We start from the raw sequence: 17,010 nt of genomic DNA, 5'->3' as shown, positions 1-17,010 counted from the left end.
AGAAGGACTGAAATCATGAGCACGACGCTCGAGCAATCCGCCGTTGCCCCGCCCGCCGGTGACGCCGCCCGCATGGGCCATCTCGACTGGCTCGAGGCCGAGTCGATCCACATCCTGCGCGAGCTCGTCGCCGAATGCAGCAAGCCGGCGCTGCTGTTCTCGGGCGGCAAGGATTCGGTCGTCGTGCTGCACCTCGCGCTGAAGGCGTTCGGGCTCGGCGCGAACCGCAAGACGGCGCTGCCGTTCCCGCTCGTGCACATCGACACGGGCCACAACTACGGCGAAGTGATCGACTTCCGCGATCGCCGCGCGCAGGAGATCGGCGCCGAGCTCGTGGTCGGCCATGTCGAGGATTCGATCAAGCGCGGCACCGTCGTGCTGCGCCGCGAAACCGATTCGCGCAACGCCGCGCAGGCCGTCACGCTGCTCGAGACGATCGAGCAGCACGGTTTCACCGCGATGATCGGCGGCGCGCGCCGCGACGAGGAGAAAGCGCGCGCGAAGGAGCGGATCTTCTCGTTCCGCGACGAATTCGGCCAATGGGACCCGAAGGCGCAGCGCCCGGAACTGTGGAGCCTCTACAACGCACGCCTGCACAAGGGCGAGCACCTGCGCGTGTTCCCGATCTCGAACTGGACCGAGCTCGACGTGTGGCAGTACATCGCGCGCGAGAAGCTCGAGCTGCCGTCGATCTACTACGCGCACCAGCGCGAGATCGTGCGCCGCAACGGCCTGCTCGTGCCCGTTACGCCGCTCACGCCGATGCGCGAGGGCGAGACGAGCGAAATCGCTCAAGTGCGCTTCCGCACGGTCGGCGACATTTCGTGCACGTGCCCGGTCGAGAGCGACGCGGACGGCGTCGAGAAGATCATCGCCGAGACGGCCGTGACCGAGATCACCGAGCGCGGCGCGACCCGGATGGACGACCAGACGTCCGAGGCCGCGATGGAGCAGCGCAAGAAGCAGGGCTATTTCTGACGCACGCGAGGACATCCACATCATGAGCATCATCGAGAACAACGAAGACCTCGGCGTGCTGCGCTTCATCACCGCGGGCAGCGTCGATGACGGCAAGAGCACGCTGATCGGCCGCCTGCTGTACGACAGCAAGGCCGTGCTGTCCGACCAGCTTTCCGCGCTGTCGCGCGCGAAGAACAAGCGCACGGTGGGCGACGAGCTCGACCTCGCGCTCCTGACCGACGGGCTGGAAGCCGAGCGCGAGCAGGGCATCACGATCGACGTCGCGTACCGCTATTTCGCGACCGCGAAGCGCAAGTTCATCATCGCCGACACGCCGGGCCACGAGCAGTACACGCGCAACATGGTGACGGGCGCGTCGACGGCGCACGCGGCGATCATCCTGATCGACGCGACGCGTGTGACGTTCGAGGGCGGCCTCGCGCAGTTGCTGCCGCAGACCAAGCGCCACAGCGCGATCGTCAAGCTGCTCGACCTGCAGCACGTGATCGTCGCGATCAACAAGATGGATCTCGTCGACTACAGCGAGACGCGCTTCAACGAAATCCGCGACGCGTACGTGAAGCTCGCGCAGCAGCTCGGCTTGACCGACGTGCGCTTCGTGCCGGTGTCGGCGCTGAAGGGCGACAACATCGTCGCGGCGAGCGAGCGCATGCCGTGGTACGCGGACGAGCCGCTCCTGAACGTGCTCGAGGCGCTGCCCGTCGAGACGCAGGCGCACGACGCGCTGCGCTTCCCGGTGCAGTGGGTCGCGCGCCAGGACGGCAGCTCGGCCGACGATTTCCGCGGCTACATGGGCCGCATCGAAGCGGGCGAGGTGAAGGTGGGCGACGAGATCGTCGTGCTGCCGTCGAACCGCACGGCGACGATCGCCGAGATCGTCGCGCCGGTGCCGGGCGGCACGGCGGCGGTCGAGCGCGCGTTCGCGGGCCAGACGGTGACGATCCGCCTCGCGGAGGACGTCGACGTGTCGCGCGGCGACACGTTCGTGCCGCGCGGCGAGAGCGTGGAGCCGGCGAAGAAGCTCGAAGCGGATCTCTGCTGGTTCGACGACGCGCCGCTTTCGCCGCAACGCAAGTATTTGCTGAAGCAGACGACGAGCACCGTCTTCGCGAAGATCGGCGCGGTCAAGCAGGTGCTCGACGTGCACACGCTATCGCACGCGACCGACCGCCACGACCTGAAGATGAACGACATCGGCCGCGTCGCGCTGACGCTGCAAAAGCCGATCGTCTGCGACACGTACGACGCGCATCCGGGCACGGGCGCGTTCGTGTTGATCGACGAGGCGACCCATCACACGGTCGCAGCGGGTATGATTCGTGCGTTTTCCGCGTGACGTCGCGCGCCGCATCGGCGGTGCCCGCCGGCACGTGCGCACGAAGGGGATCGATGCAAATGGGTAAGGTGTATCTGATCGGCGCAGGGCCGGGCGCGGCGGACCTCATCACGGTGCGCGGCGCGCGCCTGCTCGCCTGCGCCGACGTCGTGCTGCACGACGCGCTCGTCGAGCCGGCGATGCTCGACCACGCGCCGCGCGCGCGCAAGATCGCGGTCGGCAAGCGCTGCGGGCAGCGCTCGAGCGCGCAGCACTTCATCAACAAGCAGATCGTCGACGCGGCGCGCGAGCACGCGGTCGTCGTGCGGCTGAAGGGCGGCGATCCGATGCTGTTCGGCCGCGCGGACGAGGAGATGCGCGCGCTCGAAGCGGCCGGCATCGATTACGAAGTCGTGCCGGGCATCACCGCGGCGCTCGCGAGCGCCGCCGCGCTCAAGCGTTCGCTGACGCTGCGCGGCGTGGCGCGCAGCGTCGCGTTCGCGACGAAAAGCCGCGCGCCGGGCAGCGACGAGATCCGCGAGCAGGTGAACGCGGATTCGCTCGTCTACTACATGGGTCGCGACAGCGCGCCCGGGATCGCGCAGCAGTTGATCGACGCGGGGCGCGCGCGCGCGACGCCGGTGGCGATCGTCGAGGCGTGCAGCACGCCGCGCGAGCGCACGCTCACGCTTACGCTCGCGGAGATGGCGGCGGGCGCGGCGCAGGCGTGGCTCGATCCGGCGCAGCCGAGCCTGTTGATGATCGGCGACGCATTCGCCGAGCGCGGGCGGCTCGCGGGCGACGCATCGGACGACGATGCGCGCAAGAACGGGATGCGCGACGCGGCCTGATCTCGGCCGCGGCTGCGGCTGCCGCGCCGCAGCGCGGCAACGATGCGCGATGCGCGATGCGCGATGCGCGATGCGCGATGCGCGATGCGCGATGCGCGATGCGCGATGCGCGATGCGCGATGCGCGATGCGCGATGCGCGATGCGCGATGCGCGATGCGCGATGCGCGTAGACTCGTCTGCCGGGTGCTTCGTTCCGCCCGACGACGCAAGTCTCTGCATGATCCACCCGCTCGCCGGCCGCAGGCGAGGCCGCGAAGAAGCCGGCCTCGTCGGCGACGCACAACCGACGACTTCGCCCGGCTACTCGTTCCGATTCGGCGCCATGTCGGCCGCGGCCGACGCCATGCGGGCCGCGGGCCGCCAGCCGATCAGTTTCGCGAGGAAATCCCACGCCATCAGCAGCGCGCCGATCGTGAACACGACGTCGCCGGGCAGGCGCATCCTGTCGGGATCGTCAGGGGGCGGCGAACGCATCAACGTCCGTCGACGGCGAACGGAACGTCGAGCCGGCATCCGAATCGATTCGGATGCGCGAACGGAGCTTGAGCGGCTTGTCCGCTGTCAAGCGGCGTTGCGGGTATCCGCCATGCGGCGGCTCGGTGATCAGGTTGGCCGGCGCATTGCCGCCACCGTGGCGTCGGTCGCCGCGTCTGAACGGGAAAGGCGGTCAGGGCGCGCGGTCGGCGCTTTGCTGCAGGCAATATCCGACGATCGCATCGAGCACCGCATCGTCCTCGCCGACCGCCGTCGCGCAGCGAATGTCGATTGCCGGATGCGCGGCGCGGCACGCGTCGATCAGTTGCGGCAGATCGCGGCGAACGTGGCCGCCCTGGCCGAAGAACACCGGGATCACGGTGATCGCGCCGCAGCCTTGCGCGGCGAGCTCGGCCGTCGCGGCGACGAGCGACGGCTCCATCAATTCGAGAAACGCGAGCACGACGGGCGCATCGGCGCCGCGCGCCGCGCGCAGCTTCGCCGCGAGGCGCTCGAACGGCTCGGCCCAGCGCGCGTCGCGCGCGCCGTGGCCGAACAGGACGATTCCGTGTTTGTTCATCGTGTTCATCGCGCTCTCCGATGACGACGCATGCGCGCGCTCAGTGCCGGTCGACCCACTTCAGCGCGAAGAGGCCGAGCGCGAGATAGATGCAGCCGGGCAGGGCGGCCGTCAGCGGCGCGGGCCACGTGTTCAGCGTGCCGATGTGCGAGAACAGCGTGTTGAAGAGCTGGAAGCTCATCCCGAGCATGATCCCGCCGAACACCTTCACGCCCACGACGCCCGCGCGCGTGTGCAGATACGCGAACGGCAGCGACAGCACGAGCATCACGAACACCGCGAACGGATACAGCAGCTTGCGCCAAAGCGCGATGTCGTAGCGCTGCGTGTCCTGCTGGTTTTCCTTCAGGTGCTGAATGTAGCGGAACAGGTTGAAGAGCGACATCCGCTCGGGCGACACGAGCAGCACCGACAGGATCTGCGGCGTCAGGTCCGAGCGCAGCGAATACTGCGGCAGCGTGACCTGCTGCGCGCGGTAGACGGGGTTCAGCGCATCGGCCGGCTGGCCGCCGCCGGCGCCCGGCAGGTTCGTGAGCTGCGTGTCGGTGACGTCCGTCAGCAGCCAGTGGCCGGGCGGCTGATAGCGGCCGCTCTTCGCGATCCGCACGTTCTGCAGGTTGAACTTCGAATCGAACTCGTAGATCCGCACGTCGCGGATCGTCGAATCGGGCGACAGCTGGCCGACGTTGACGAAGCGCGTGACGGGCTCGCCGTTGTCGCGCGCGGTCAGCGTGTCCTTCACCCAGACGCCCGACGCGAAGTTCGTCGACACCGACGAGCCGAGCGCCTCGAGCCGCACGCGCTCGGACAATTGATCCGAATACGGGCCGATGAATTCGCCGATCAGATAGGTCGCGATGACGATGGGCACGCCGATCTTCAGGAGCGAGCGCAGCGCCTGGTTCGTCGCGAGGCCGGACACGCGGAAGATCGTGAATTCCGAGTTCGCGGCCATCTGCGCGAACACGTAGATCGAGCTGATCAGCGCCGCGACCGGGATGATTTCGTAGAAGCGCGACGGCGCCTGCAGCGCGACGCGCAGCACCGCGTAGCCGAACTTGTAGTTGCCGTGGCCGACCGAGTTCAGCTCGCTGATCAGGTCGAAGAAGAAGAACAGTCCGGAGAACGCGAACAGCACGAAGATGAACGTGACGTAGATCTGCCGCGCGAAGTATCTCTCGTAGAGGCGCATCGGTCAGGCTCCCTGCGAGCGGCCGAGCGAGGCGCGCGAGAACAGTGGCCGGTTGCGCACGCGCAGCCAGAACAGGAACGCGACGACGCCGGCGGCCACGACGTGCAGCCCGACGAGCCCGACGCCGAACGGGATCTTGCCCCGTTCCATTTGCGACTGGACGACATTCAGCAGATTCGAATAGGTGAGGTAGATCAGCACGGCCATCACGAGGTTCACCGTGCGGCCGCGGCGCGGGTTCTGGTACGCGAGCGGGATCGCGAGGATCATCAGGTTGATCGCGATGAGCGGCAGCCCCGCGCGCCACGCGAATTCGGCGAGGTTCTGGTTGGTCGGATTGCGCAGCAGGTCGGGCGTCGAGGTGCCCGTCGTGGTCGGCTGGCTGACGATCTGCTTGCTCTGGATCTTCACGCCGTAGCGCTCGAACTCCATGATCTTGAAGTTCGGCTGGCCGGGCACGCCGTCGTAGCGGCGGCCGTCCTCGAGCACGATGAAGCGGTCGCCGTTCTTCATCGTCTCGGTGTGGCCCGTCTGCGACACGACGACGTTCACCTTGCCGTGCTCGGTCGTCGTGACGAACACGTTCTGCACCTTCGCCTGGTCGGGCGACATCTTCTCGATGAAGAACACGCGATTGTTCGCGGCGGACTCGCGGAACTGGCCGGGCGCGAGGAGCGAGACTTCGTCGCGCTGCTGGAAGCGCGCCTTGATGAGCTTGCTCTGCTGGTTCGACCACGGCCAGCCGACGAACGCGAAGAAGGCGATGAGGAGCACGATCGGCGTCGCGAACACGCCGATCGGCTTGATGAGCCGCGTGAGGCTCACGCCGGACGCGAGCCAGACGACCATCTCGGAATCCTTGTACCAGCGCGTGAGCACGAACAGGATCGACACGAACAGCGTGCCGACGAGGATCATCGCGAGATAGCCGATCACGGTGAGGCCGATCAGGACCAGCACGTCCTTCGGGTTCACCTCGCCGGACGCGGCGTAGCCGACGATGCGAATCATCATCGACGTCAGCATGATCGTGAGCAGCACCATGAAGACGGCGCCGGCGGTGTACGCAAGCTCGCGCTGGAGGGAGCGTTCGAAGATCATTATTGATGCGAAGAGGGCGGGAAACAGCGCACGAGTGGGGGGCGCTCACGCCGCACGGGAAAAATAGCGGATAATTGCGGCTTTCATCCTTAGCCCAGATTTTATCCGAGGACAAGCGCGATGGACTTTAGCATAAAAGGCTGTGATTGGAGCAAAGGCGCGGCGAAGGGTTTCCTGACGGGGAAATCCGACTGCATCGTGCTCGGCGTGTTCGAGGCGCAAACCTTGTCCGGCGCGGCGCTCGACATCGACGAAGCGACGAAGGGGCTCGTCTCTCGCGTGATCAAGGCGGGCGACATGGACGGCAAGCTCGGCAAGACCTTGTTTTTGCACGAGGTTTCCGGCATCGGCGCGTCGCGCGTGCTGCTCGTCGGCCTGGGCAAGCAGGATGCTTTCAGCCAGAAAGCCTACAACGACGCAGTCAAGGCCGCGTGGCGCGCGCTCCTCGGCACGAAAGTGGTCCAGATTACTTTCACGCTCGCGCAGCTGCCCGTGCCCGATCGCGCGTCCGACTGGGGCGTGCGCGCGGCGATTCTCGCGCTGCGCAACGAGACGTACAAGTTCACGCAGATGAAGAGCAAGCCGGACGCGAGCGCGCAGCCGCTCAAGCGCGTCGTGTTCAGCGTCGATCCGGCCGCCGACAAGGCGGCGAAGGTCGCCGCGAAGCAGGCCGTCGCGCTCGCGAACGGGATGGACCTGACGCGTGATCTCGGCAACCTGCCGGGCAACGTCTGTACGCCGAGCTATCTCGCGAACACCGCGAAGAAGCTCGCGAAGGACTGGGGCCTGAAGGCCGACGTGCTTGGCCTCAAGCAGATCCAGGCGCTCAAGATGGGCTCGTTCCTGTCGGTCGCGAAGGGCTCGGTCGAGCCGCCGCAATTCATCGTGCTGCAATACCAGGGGGCGGCCGCGAAGGCGGCGCCCGTCGTGCTCGTCGGCAAGGGCATCACGTTCGACTCGGGCGGCATTTCGCTCAAGCCGGGCGAGGGCATGGACGAGATGAAGTACGACATGTGCGGCGCGGGCTCGGTGCTCGGCACGATTCGCGCGGTCGCCGAAATGGGCCTGAAGCTCAACGTCGTCGCGATCGTGCCGACCTGCGAGAACATGCCGGCCGGCAACGCGAACAAGCCGGGCGACATCGTCACGAGCATGAAGGGCCTGACGATCGAGGTGCTCAACACCGACGCGGAAGGCCGCCTCATCCTGTGCGACGCGCTCACGTACGCGGAGCGCTTCAAGCCCGCCGCGGTGATCGACGTCGCGACGCTGACGGGCGCGTGCATCATCGCGCTCGGCCATCACAACACGGGCCTCTTCTCGAAGGACGACGCGCTCGCGGGCGAGCTGCTCGACGCGTCGCGCGAGGCGGGCGATCCGGCGTGGCGCCTGCCGCTCGACGACGAATACCAGGATCAGCTGAAGTCGAACTTCGCGGATCTCGCGAACATCGGCGGGCGTCCGGCCGGCAGCGTGACGGCCGCGTGCTTCCTGTCGCGCTTCGCGGAGAACTACCCGTGGGCGCACCTCGACATCGCCGGCACCGCGTGGAAGAGCGGCGCGGCGAAGGGCGCGACGGGCCGTCCCGTGCCGCTGCTCGCGCAGTTCCTGATCGATCGCGCCGGCGCGTGATGGCGCGGGGTTCGACGATCGGCGCGGCGGGGCGCGGCGAGCGATGACGCGCATCGACTTCCATACCAACGTCGGCGATTCGCTCGCGTACGCGTGCCGGCTGCTGCGCAAGGCGTATCAGGCGGGGCAGCCCGTCGTCGTGTGCGCGGAGCCCGCGCGGCTGCGCGCGCTCGACGAGCGGCTGTGGACGTTCTCGCCGCTCGATTTCATTCCGCATTGCGCGATCGACAACGCGCACGCGGCGACCACGCCGATCGTGCTGACCGCGGATCTCGAGCGCGCGTCGCATCATGGCATCCTGCTGAACCTGGGCGCGGACGTGCCGGCGCAGTTCGCGCGCTTCGAGCGGCTGCTCGAAGTGGTCGGCAACGCGCCCGACGAGCTCGCGGCCGGACGCGAGCGGTACCGGTTCTACCGCGACCGCGGCTACGCGCTCAACAACCACAAGCAGGGCGGCTAGCCCGCGCAGACGGAGGACAACCGTGGTCGAAGCCAACGAATCGTCGATTCCCGTGCTGACCGACGTGCTCGTGCCCGGCAACCCCGCGCTCGCGCGGCCGCCCGTCGCCGGGCGCGTGCAGGCGGACGCGGCGGCCGATGCGGCGGCTGATGCGGTGGCCGGTGCAGTGGCCGGTGCAGTGGCCGGTGCAGTGGCCGGTGCGGCGGGCACCGTGGAAGAGGCCCGCGCGGCCGAGCCCGCGGCGCGCGACGCGTCGCCGAGGCTCGTCGACGAGCTGCGCGCGCCGACGCACGTCGAGCCGCCGTTCGTGCCGACGCCGGATGCGCTCGCGGCCGAGCTGCCGACCGCGTATGCGGCGCCCGCGGCGTACGCCGACGAATTGCCAGCCGCGCATTTTGCGGCGGATCTCGCGCCGCCCGCTGCACTGCCGTCGTCGACGCCCGATGCGGCGCGCGCCGCGCCGCCGTATGCCGCGCCGTCGCTCGCCGCGGACCTCGAGGCGCGGCAGATCGCCGAGCGGCTGAAGAGCCGGATGACCAACTATCTGACGGGCGAGGGGCGCGGCCTCATCGAGGCGCGATGCCGCGACGCGTTGCAGGACCATGCGGGCTGGCTCGTCGGCCAGATCGCGCGCGAAGTCGCGCTTGCGCTGGAAACCGAGGTGGCGGGTTGGGTAACGGAGGAAGTCGGCGCGGCGCTCGCCCGTCGCAACGAGCACGGCAACGGCAACGGCAACGCCGCCGCATGACGGCGGGCCGGGGCGGCTCGTCGGCCGCGCTGCGCCGCACGGGGCGTGAGAGGCGGCGCGCAGGTGACGCGCTGCGTGCGCCGCCATCGCGCAATCATGCGCGAGACGCCGTCGTCGGCGTCTTGTCTTTCCATGCGGCTTACTTGAGCGTCAGTACCCAGTGCGCGAGCGTGCCGGCTTCGGCGCTCGTCAATTGCGTGTTCGCGGGCATCGGCACGCCGCCCCACACGCCGACGCTGCCCTTGACGATCGTCTGCGCGAGATAGCCGGCGGCGTCGCCGCGCGCGGCGTACTTGTCGGCGATCGCGCGGAACGACGGCCCCATCAACGTCTTGTCGATCGCATGGCACGCCATGCAGTTCTTGCGTTGCGCGAGCGCGAGCCCGTCGGACTGCTGCGCATGCGCATTTGCGGCCGCGGCAACGAGCGCGATTGCCATCAGGCGCAAGGTCGTTCTCTTCATGCTGGTCTCCGCCGGCACAGCGTCCGGCTTGGCGGTGCGCGCATTATAAAAGGAAAGGGGGCGCGAGTACGTCGCGCCCCCTTCGTCATCTTGTCGCTTTTTGTGGTTCCGCCGTGGCGGCGCGCGCTCGCGCGTCAGCCCGTCACCGCGCCCTTGTTCGCCGGGCGGGCGAGCGCCGCATACTTCGCGAGCACGCCGCGCGTGTAACGCGGCGCCGGTTGCTTCCATGCGGCGCGGCGGCGCGCCAGCTCGGCGTCGTCGACGTTCAGTTGCAGCAGCAGCTTGTGCGCGTCGATCGTGATCGAATCGCCCTCCTGCACGAGCGCGATCGTGCCGCCGACGAACGCTTCCGGCGCGACGTGGCCGACCACCATCCCCCACGTGCCGCCCGAGAAGCGGCCGTCCGTGATGAGGCCGACCGATTCGCCGAGGCCCTTGCCGATGATCGCCGACGTCGGCGCGAGCATCTCCGGCATCCCCGGGCCGCCCTGCGGGCCGAGGTAGCGCAGCACGACCACGTCGCCCGCGTTGATCTTGTCGTCGAGGATCGCCGCGAGCGCGCTCTGCTCGTCATCGAACACGCGCGCCGGGCCGGTGATGACCGGATTCTTCAGGCCGCTGATCTTCGCGACCGCGCCGTCCTCGGCGAGGTTGCCCTTCAGGATCGCGAGATGGCCTTCCTTGTACAGCGCCTGGTCGATCGGGTAGATCACCTTCTGGTCGGCGCGCGGCGCGCCCGGCACGTCCTTCAGCTCCTCGGCGATCGTGCGGCCCGTGATCGTCGTGCAATCTCCGTGCAGCAGGCCCGCGTCGAGCAGGATCTTCATCACTTGCGGAATGCCGCCCGCCGCGTGCAGGTCGGTCGCGACGTACTGGCCCGACGGCTTCAGGTCGCAGATCACCGGCACGCGTTTGCGGATGCGCTCGAAATCCTCGATCGACCATTCGATCTCGGCCGCGTGCGCGATCGCCAGATAGTGGAGCACCGCGTTCGTCGAGCCGCCGGTGGCCATGATCACCGACACCGCGTTCTCGATCGACTGCTTCGTGATGATGTCGCGCGGCTTCAGGTCGCGCTTCACCGCTTCGACGAGCACGCGCGCCGATTCGGCCGCCGAGTCGACCTTCTCCTGATCGGGATTGGCCATCGTCGACGAATACAGCAGCGACATGCCGAGCGCCTCGAACGACGAGCTCATCGTGTTCGCGGTGTACATGCCGCCGCACGAGCCCGTCGTCGGGCACGCGTTCTTTTCGACCCCTTCGAAATCTTCCTGCGACATGCGCCCGGCGGTGAACTCGCCGACCGCCTCGAACGACGACACGATCGTCAGGTCGCGGCCCTTCCAGTGGCCGGGGCGGATCGTGCCGCCGTACACGTAGATGCCCGGCACGTTGATTCGCGCGAGCGCGATCATGCCGCCCGGCATGTTCTTGTCGCAGCCGCCCACGACGACGACGCCGTCCATCCATTGGCCCTGCACGCAGGTCTCGATGCAGTCGGCGATCACCTCGCGCGACACGAGCGAGTACTTCATCCCTTCGGTGCCCATCGACATGCCGTCCGAGATCGTCGGCGTGCCGAAGATCTGCGGATTCGCGTCGGCGGCCTTGACGGCCGCGACGGCTGCGTCCGACAGGCGCTGCAGGCCCGCATTGCACGGCGTGATTGTCGAGTGGCCGTTGGCGATGCCGATCATCGGCTTGTCGAAATCGTCCTTCTGGTAGCCGAGCGCGTAATACATCGAGCGATTCGGCGAACGGGCCACGCCTTGCGTGATGTTCTTCGAGCGGCGGTTGTACGACATGGGGACTCCATCCATCGACTGGTTGACTGTGGGGCGGCGCGCTGCATCGGCGCGGTCCGGCTCAGGTGGGCAAGAATGCAGTTTCTCTTAGAGAATGTCCAATATATTATTCATCACTTATTAGGTCGATTTTCATATTAATCCGTCGGTCGACAAGGACGTGGAGAGCGATGTGACCCCTGATTTACGCCAATGGCGCTATTTCGTCGCCGTCGCCGACGAGCGGCACTTCGGCCGGGCCGCCGAGCGGCTCTCGATGACGCAGCCGCCGCTGTCGCAGGCGATTCGCGCGCTCGAGGACGCGCTCGGCGTCGCGCTGTTCGCGCGCACGAAGCGCTCGGTCGAGCTGACCGCGGTCGGCTCGGCGCTGTTGCCCGACGTGCGGCGGCTGATCGCCGCGGCCGACGCGCTGCCGCCTCTCGCGCAGAGCCTCGCGCGCGGCGAGGCGGGGTCGCTCGCGCTCGCGTTCGTGTCGACGGCCGACTACGGGCTGCTGCCGCAGCTGCTGCGCGAGTTCGGCGCGCGCTATCCGCACGTGCGCCTGCAACTGACCGAGGCGACGAGCGACGTGCAGATCGAGGAGCTCGTCGCGGGCCGCATCGACGCGGGGCTCGTGATTCCGCCCGTGCCGCCGCGCCATGCGGCGTCGCTGTCGTATCTGCCGGTGCTGCGCGAGCCGCTCGTCGTCGCGATGCCGGCCGACGCGAGCGAGGCGGCGGGCGACGCGCCCGTGCGGATCGCCGACATCGCGTCGCTGCCGCTCGTCATCTTCCCGCGTCGTTTGGCACCCGGCTTTTATGACATCATTACGGGCTGCTACGGCGCGGCGGGTGTCGCGCCGCGCATCGGCCAGGAGGCGATCCAGATGCAGACGATCGTGAGCCTCGTGTCGGCGGGCATGGGCGTCGCACTGGTGCCGCAATCGCTGCGTAACCTGCGGCGCACGGGCGTCGTCTATCGCGCGCTCGCCGCTCCGGCGCCCGTCGTCGAGACGGGCCTCGTGTGGCGCACGGGCGACGTGAGCCCGGTGCTCGCGGGCTTCATCGACGTCGTGCGCGGCGACGCGCAGCGGGTGTCGCCCTCCGATCCGCCGGCCGGCGTGCCTGGCCGGGCGCGCGCGGGCAGGCTCGCGGCGCGCCCGTGAACGTTCGCGCGGCGCGCCCGTCGAACCGCGGTTGCCGCATGCGCGTCGCCTCGAACGTCGGCGTCGCCGTGCGTGCCGCATCGATTCAGAACCATCAACGCTAACTCATGATCATTCATCCGAATTTCGATCCCGTCGCGATTCACCTCGGCCCGCTCGCCGTGCGCTGGTACGGGCTCATGTATCTCGTCGGCTTCATCCTCGCGATCGTCGTCGGGCGGTTGCGCCTGAAGCTGCCGTACGTCGCCGCGCAAGGCTGGAGCGCGAAGGACATCGACGACATGATGTTCTACGGCGTGCTCGGCGTCGTGCTGGGCGGCCGGCTCGGCTATGTGCTGTTCTACAAGGCCGGCTACTACTTCTCGCATCCGCTCGACATCTTCCGGGTGTGGGAGGGCGGGATGTCGTTCCACGGCGGCTTCCTCGGCGTCACGTTGGCGATGGCGCTGTTCGCGTGGCAGCGCAAGCGCCACTGGCTCGAAGTGACCGACTTCGTCGCGCCGATGGTGCCGACGGGGCTCGCGGCCGGGCGTCTCGGCAATTTCATCAACGGCGAGCTGTGGGGCCGCGTGACGAGCCCCGACGCGCCGTGGGCGATGCTGTTCCCGGGCGCGTCGCGCGACGACGCCGCGTGGCTCGCCGCGCATCAGGATCTCGCGGCGAAGTGGGATCTGAACGAGGTGTTCCTGTCGCACCAGATGCTGCCGCGGCATCCGTCGCAGTTGTACGAAATCGCGCTCGAGGGCATCGCGCTCTTCATCGTGCTGTGGTTCTTCTCGCGCAGGCAGCGGCCGATGGGCGCGATCTCGGCGCTGTTCCTGATCGGGTATGGCCTCGCGCGCTTCACGGTCGAATTCGCGCGCGAGCCGGACGATTTCCTCGGTTTGCTGACGTTCGGGCTGTCGATGGGGCAGTGGCTGTCGCTGCCGATGATCATCGCGGGCGTGCTGATGATGGTCTGGGCGTATCGGCGCGGGGGCGTCGCGAAGACGGCCTGATCGAGCGGCGCCGCGCGGCTGCGTGCGATCGCGCGGCCGCCGGCCCGGCGCGAACGGCGTGGGCGGCGGGCCGCGCTTGCGCGTACGCTGATTGCGGCGCACGGCGCACGGCGCACGGCGCACGACGGGCACGGCAGACGGCACATGACGCGCGGCGTACGATGCGCACCGTGCCGATACGCGGAACGCCGGGCCTGCCTTTCACGCGCGCAACGTGCGGCCAGCGCTCGAGATCGTGATCGCGAGCAATCGAACAACCTGCGACATGCGATCGCAAGTTCCGACATGCACGAAGCGCAATAAAAAACGCCGGAGAGAAGCCGGCGTTTCGTCGACGGCGGGCGGCGCGCCACATTGCCGCCCGCGCCGCTTCATTTCACTTCATCTGCACCGAACCGTTCACGTTGACGGTCACGGTCGTCTTGCCGCCTTCGACGGCGATCGGCGCGCTCGCCTTCGCGCTGTCCATCGCGGGCGCGGCCATCGCGAACATCCGCGGATACGGCTGCACGTTGCGGCCGCTGCCGACGTTCACTTCACGGATCGAATAGTTGCTGTAGCCGAACGCGCGCGTCGCTTCCTCGGCGCGCGTGCGGAACGCCTTGATCGCTTCCGACGTGAGCTTTTGCTCGGCCGCGCGCTGCGCTTCGGGCGACAGCGAGAACGCGACGTTGGCCACCTGCATCATCGGGCTCAACTGGCCCGCGAGCTTCGACGCGGCCGCGAAGTCGTGCGACTCGAGCACGACCTCGGTGCGGCCGCGCCACGCGGAGATCTTGCCGTCACGGTCGATGCTCGGCGACACCGAGAATTCGCCCGTGCGCGCGGTGACGCCCGATACGCCGCGCGCCTGCGCGAGCGCCGCGTCCGCGCGCTTGTTCAGCTCGGCGGTCAGCGTGCCCGGATCTTTCGCCTGTTGTTCGTAGAACAGCGTGATGTCGACGACGTCCTGCGGAACATCGGTGCTCGCCTGCGCGGACAGCGACAGCACGCCCGCGGGCGGCTGCATCTGGCCCATGCTTTGCGCGCGCGCCGCGGACGGGGCGAGCGCGAAGGCGATCGGCAGCGCCGCCGCGAGCGTGACGGCAACGGCTAGAGCGGATTTTTTCGTCATTGTTGACTCCTTGAGCGTAAGCGCGCACGCGACATGCGGCGTGCGGGGCGCGGACGGACGCCGCGCTTCTTTCGAAACGCCCGGCGGATGCGGCACTGCATCTGTCGAGCGCCCGTTAGGCTGTCGAAAGCGGGCCGAGGTTCCGGCCGGCGCGGCTTCGCGCGCCGGGTCTGACAATGTTTGACGTGGCCGCCGCGTCACTTCATCAGGCGCTTCGTGATGAAGCGCCATTCTTCGGGCGTGACGGGCGTGATCGACAGCCGGTTGCCCTTCGCGAGCACGCGCATGTCGGCGAGTTCCTCGTGCTCGCGCAATGCGCCGAGGGAAACGAGCGGCGTCTTCTTGACGAAGCGCACGTCGACGAGCACCCAGCGCGGGGATTCCTGAGTCGACTTCGGATCGTGGTACGGACTTTGCGAATCGAATTGCGTCGGATCGGGGTAGGGCGTCGACGTGACTTCCGCGAGCCCCGCGATGCCGGGCTCGGGGCAGCTCGAGTGGTAGAACAGCACGCCGTCGCCGATCCGCATCGTGTCGCGCATGAAGTTGCGCGCCTGATAGTTGCGCACGCCGGTCCACGGCAAGGTTTGGTCGGCGGCGGCGGCGAGGTCGTCGATGCTCGCCTCGTCCGGTTCGGATTTCATCAGCCAGTAGCGCATGGATCGCAACGACTCGACGCAATGAAAAGGCTGCACAAAAGGAAACGGCATCGGGCTTTGCCCGATGCCGTCGAATAGGCCCCCGCCTTGGCCGCTAGGCCGGCATCCTGAACCTGAGGTTCAGAATTGGTCGCAGTTAGCAGCACTTCGGGTACATCAGACAGAGTGACGCGCGCGCCCGTGCTACAAATTTCCGCAACCGTGCACATGGCATTGGTTCAAGGAATATATGACCTTGGCGAACCAGGCAGGGAAGCTGACTTAACTGTTCGAATCACCTTTGAATTCAGCGGCTTGAACGCGATAGATCAAGCAGTGGCCGAACCTGGTGAAGCATTTTACTGCACCTCGTGCTGTGCGAGCACTGCACCGAGTTGTTCATTCATTTGATGCATTGTACGCCGGATTTCTTCCGCAGGGAACGCTTCTCCGTGACGCACGCTCTGTTGCAGCCTCAGCAGCTCCGATGCGAGCGACAGCGCGGCCATCACGGCGATGCGATCGGTGCCACGCACCGAGCTGTTCGCGCGGATCTTCGACATTTCCGCATCGACGCGCGCGACCGCCTCGACGAGCGCCGCTTCGGTTTCGGGCGAGCAGGCGAGGCGATACGCCTGGCCGAGAATCGACACTTCGATCTGCTTGGTGCTCATGCCTGTTCTCCGTGGCTCGCCGTGCCTTCGGCTTCATCGCTTGCCTGCGGCGCGAGCAGGTCGAGCTGGTTTTCCGCATCCGGCACGCTTTTCGTGCGCGGCAATTTTTCGAGAATCGCGTTGAGCTTCACTTGCGCGTCGTCGATCTTCGCCGACAGCGTGTCGCGCTCCGCTGCGAGCGCGTTGCGCTCGTCGCGCAATTGCTCGAGTTCCGAGCGCAGCGTTTGCGCCTGCGTGCGCAATTGCGCGACCTGCTCCTCGAGCGCGAGCCGTTCCGCTTGATGGCGTTGATTCAGCGCGATCAGACGGCCGATGTTTTGAGATAGGGTTTCGAGTTCGTTGAGCATGTGCTGCGTCCTCTAAAGACCCAGCATTTTAGCGCGGAATAAGCGACTTTCCGATATCTGTAACGTTTCTAGACGTAACACCCCTGCTTCTCGCCGCGAAATCTCTTCGTCGTTCGTTGATGTCGATCGTGTCGACGACACACGGCGCGACGTTTCTTGCGCTGCGTCGTCGCGCTTTCTTGACGCTGCGGCGCGCGCGCTCCTAAACTGGCGCCGCCTCGGTGCTCGCGCGCTTCGCGCGCGGTTAAACGGGAAGCAGGGCGCGACGTCCGCCGGGACCGAGCCAACCTGCGCTGCCCCCGCAACGGTAAGCGATCGCATCGAATCCGATGCAAGCCGCACTCTCGATGCGTCGGCACGGCCGGCTCGGCCGGCCGCCGGCGTGGTGCCACTGCGCGTTTCGCGCGGGAAGGCGAGGCGGTGACGTCGCGAGCCCGGATACCGGCCGCGGCGGGGAGACGGGCGCGCCCGTCTCCGTGATGCAGGGCC

At 67.7% G+C, this 17,010-nt stretch carries 18 protein-coding genes, 1 other RNA gene and 1 riboswitch; of the genes, 8 read left to right on the top strand and 11 right to left on the bottom strand.

Annotated features, from left to right (window positions below; translation table 11 throughout):
* Positions 1 to 15: 15 nt before the first annotated feature.
* The 3 genes from cysD to cobA are packed head-to-tail and all read left to right on the top strand — an operon-like array spanning position 16 to position 3,147.
* Positions 16 to 978 (top strand): sulfate adenylyltransferase subunit CysD, encoded by a 963-nt coding sequence (gene cysD / locus WS91_RS02220; protein ID WP_059669657.1) that lies wholly within the window; start codon positions 16 to 18, stop codon positions 976 to 978.
* 22 nt (positions 979 to 1,000) lie between these two features.
* Positions 1,001 to 2,317, top strand: coding sequence for a sulfate adenylyltransferase subunit 1 (locus WS91_RS02215; protein ID WP_038745217.1), 1,317 nt, complete (start codon positions 1,001 to 1,003; stop codon positions 2,315 to 2,317).
* Between the two features lie 59 nt (positions 2,318 to 2,376).
* Entirely contained in the window at positions 2,377 to 3,147 is a 771-nt protein-coding gene (gene cobA / locus WS91_RS02210; RefSeq protein ID WP_059669687.1) for a uroporphyrinogen-III C-methyltransferase, read from the top strand.
* Positions 3,148 to 3,448: 301 nt separating this feature from the next.
* Here cobA and WS91_RS35380 read toward each other — a convergent pair whose 3' ends face one another.
* From WS91_RS35380 to lptF, 4 genes are all read right to left on the bottom strand, one after another.
* The gene (locus WS91_RS35380; RefSeq protein WP_156432263.1) at positions 3,449 to 3,622 is read right to left on the bottom strand and encodes a hypothetical protein; all 174 of its coding nucleotides are present in this window, start codon (positions 3,620 to 3,622) and stop codon (positions 3,449 to 3,451) included.
* A 193-nt stretch (positions 3,623 to 3,815) separates the two neighbouring features.
* Positions 3,816 to 4,202 carry a sirohydrochlorin chelatase gene (locus tag WS91_RS02200; RefSeq protein WP_038745305.1) on the bottom strand — a complete coding sequence of 129 codons (387 nt, stop codon included), beginning with the start codon at positions 4,200 to 4,202 and terminating at the stop codon, positions 3,816 to 3,818.
* A 40-nt stretch (positions 4,203 to 4,242) separates the two neighbouring features.
* Positions 4,243 to 5,394 carry an LPS export ABC transporter permease LptG gene (lptG, locus tag WS91_RS02195; RefSeq protein ID WP_038745215.1) on the bottom strand — a complete coding sequence of 384 codons (1,152 nt, stop codon included), beginning with the start codon at positions 5,392 to 5,394 and terminating at the stop codon, positions 4,243 to 4,245.
* Between the two features lie 3 nt (positions 5,395 to 5,397).
* On the bottom strand, positions 5,398 to 6,495 hold the full coding sequence (gene lptF / locus WS91_RS02190; RefSeq protein WP_038745214.1) for an LPS export ABC transporter permease LptF: 1,098 nt from the start codon (positions 6,493 to 6,495) through the stop codon (positions 5,398 to 5,400).
* Positions 6,496 to 6,615: 120 nt separating this feature from the next.
* Here lptF and WS91_RS02185 point away from each other — a divergent pair, with 120 nt between their 5' ends.
* From WS91_RS02185 to WS91_RS02175, 3 genes are read left to right on the top strand one after another with little or no spacing between them, the layout of a single operon-like run.
* Complete coding sequence (locus WS91_RS02185; protein ID WP_038745212.1) at positions 6,616 to 8,127, top strand: leucyl aminopeptidase; 1,512 nt, start codon at positions 6,616 to 6,618, stop codon at positions 8,125 to 8,127.
* Positions 8,128 to 8,170: 43 nt separating this feature from the next.
* Positions 8,171 to 8,587: a DNA polymerase III subunit chi gene (locus WS91_RS02180; protein ID WP_038745210.1), complete on the top strand. Its 417-nt coding sequence runs from the start codon at positions 8,171 to 8,173 to the stop codon at positions 8,585 to 8,587.
* 22 nt (positions 8,588 to 8,609) lie between these two features.
* Complete coding sequence (locus WS91_RS02175; protein ID WP_059669656.1) at positions 8,610 to 9,335, top strand: DUF2486 family protein; 726 nt, start codon at positions 8,610 to 8,612, stop codon at positions 9,333 to 9,335.
* Between the two features lie 139 nt (positions 9,336 to 9,474).
* Here WS91_RS02175 and WS91_RS02170 read toward each other — a convergent pair whose 3' ends face one another.
* Positions 9,475 to 9,798 (bottom strand): c-type cytochrome, encoded by a 324-nt coding sequence (locus tag WS91_RS02170; RefSeq protein ID WP_038745303.1) that lies wholly within the window; start codon positions 9,796 to 9,798, stop codon positions 9,475 to 9,477.
* Between the two features lie 134 nt (positions 9,799 to 9,932).
* Positions 9,933 to 11,606: a dihydroxy-acid dehydratase gene (gene ilvD / locus WS91_RS02165; protein WP_059643620.1), complete on the bottom strand. Its 1,674-nt coding sequence runs from the start codon at positions 11,604 to 11,606 to the stop codon at positions 9,933 to 9,935.
* 172 nt (positions 11,607 to 11,778) lie between these two features.
* Between ilvD and WS91_RS02160 the strand changes: the two genes are divergently transcribed.
* A complete protein-coding gene (locus WS91_RS02160) occupies positions 11,779 to 12,750 on the top strand; it encodes a LysR substrate-binding domain-containing protein (RefSeq protein ID WP_038745302.1) in 972 nt (323 codons plus the stop codon).
* A gap of 107 nt (positions 12,751 to 12,857) precedes the next feature.
* Positions 12,858 to 13,748 (top strand): prolipoprotein diacylglyceryl transferase, encoded by an 891-nt coding sequence (gene lgt, locus WS91_RS02155; protein WP_038745204.1) that lies wholly within the window; start codon positions 12,858 to 12,860, stop codon positions 13,746 to 13,748.
* A 376-nt stretch (positions 13,749 to 14,124) separates the two neighbouring features.
* Here lgt and WS91_RS02150 read toward each other — a convergent pair whose 3' ends face one another.
* The 5 genes from WS91_RS02150 to WS91_RS02130 form a co-directional block, all read right to left on the bottom strand.
* On the bottom strand, positions 14,125 to 14,862 hold the full coding sequence (locus tag WS91_RS02150) for an SIMPL domain-containing protein (protein WP_038745300.1): 738 nt from the start codon (positions 14,860 to 14,862) through the stop codon (positions 14,125 to 14,127).
* A gap of 197 nt (positions 14,863 to 15,059) precedes the next feature.
* Positions 15,060 to 15,521, bottom strand: a complete 462-nt coding sequence (locus tag WS91_RS02145) for an EVE domain-containing protein (RefSeq protein ID WP_038745202.1) — start codon at positions 15,519 to 15,521, stop codon at positions 15,060 to 15,062.
* Positions 15,522 to 15,596: 75 nt separating this feature from the next.
* Positions 15,597 to 15,778: non-coding RNA, 6S RNA (gene ssrS / locus WS91_RS02140), on the bottom strand.
* 81 nt (positions 15,779 to 15,859) lie between these two features.
* Positions 15,860 to 16,174, bottom strand: a complete 315-nt coding sequence (locus WS91_RS02135; RefSeq protein WP_038745200.1) for a cell division protein ZapA — start codon at positions 16,172 to 16,174, stop codon at positions 15,860 to 15,862.
* On the bottom strand, positions 16,171 to 16,521 hold the full coding sequence (locus tag WS91_RS02130; RefSeq protein ID WP_038745198.1) for a hypothetical protein: 351 nt from the start codon (positions 16,519 to 16,521) through the stop codon (positions 16,171 to 16,173). Before WS91_RS02130 ends, WS91_RS02135 begins: the two co-directional genes overlap by 4 nt.
* Before the next feature lie 202 nt (positions 16,522 to 16,723).
* Positions 16,724 to 16,985, top strand: a riboswitch (cobalamin riboswitch).
* Positions 16,986 to 17,010 lie beyond the last annotated feature (25 nt).

It is taken from the genome of Burkholderia sp. MSMB1498, from assembly GCF_001526245.1.
Classification (GTDB): Bacteria; Pseudomonadota; Gammaproteobacteria; order Burkholderiales; family Burkholderiaceae; genus Burkholderia; species Burkholderia savannae.
This window is presented reverse-complemented; position numbering and strand designations above follow the sequence as displayed.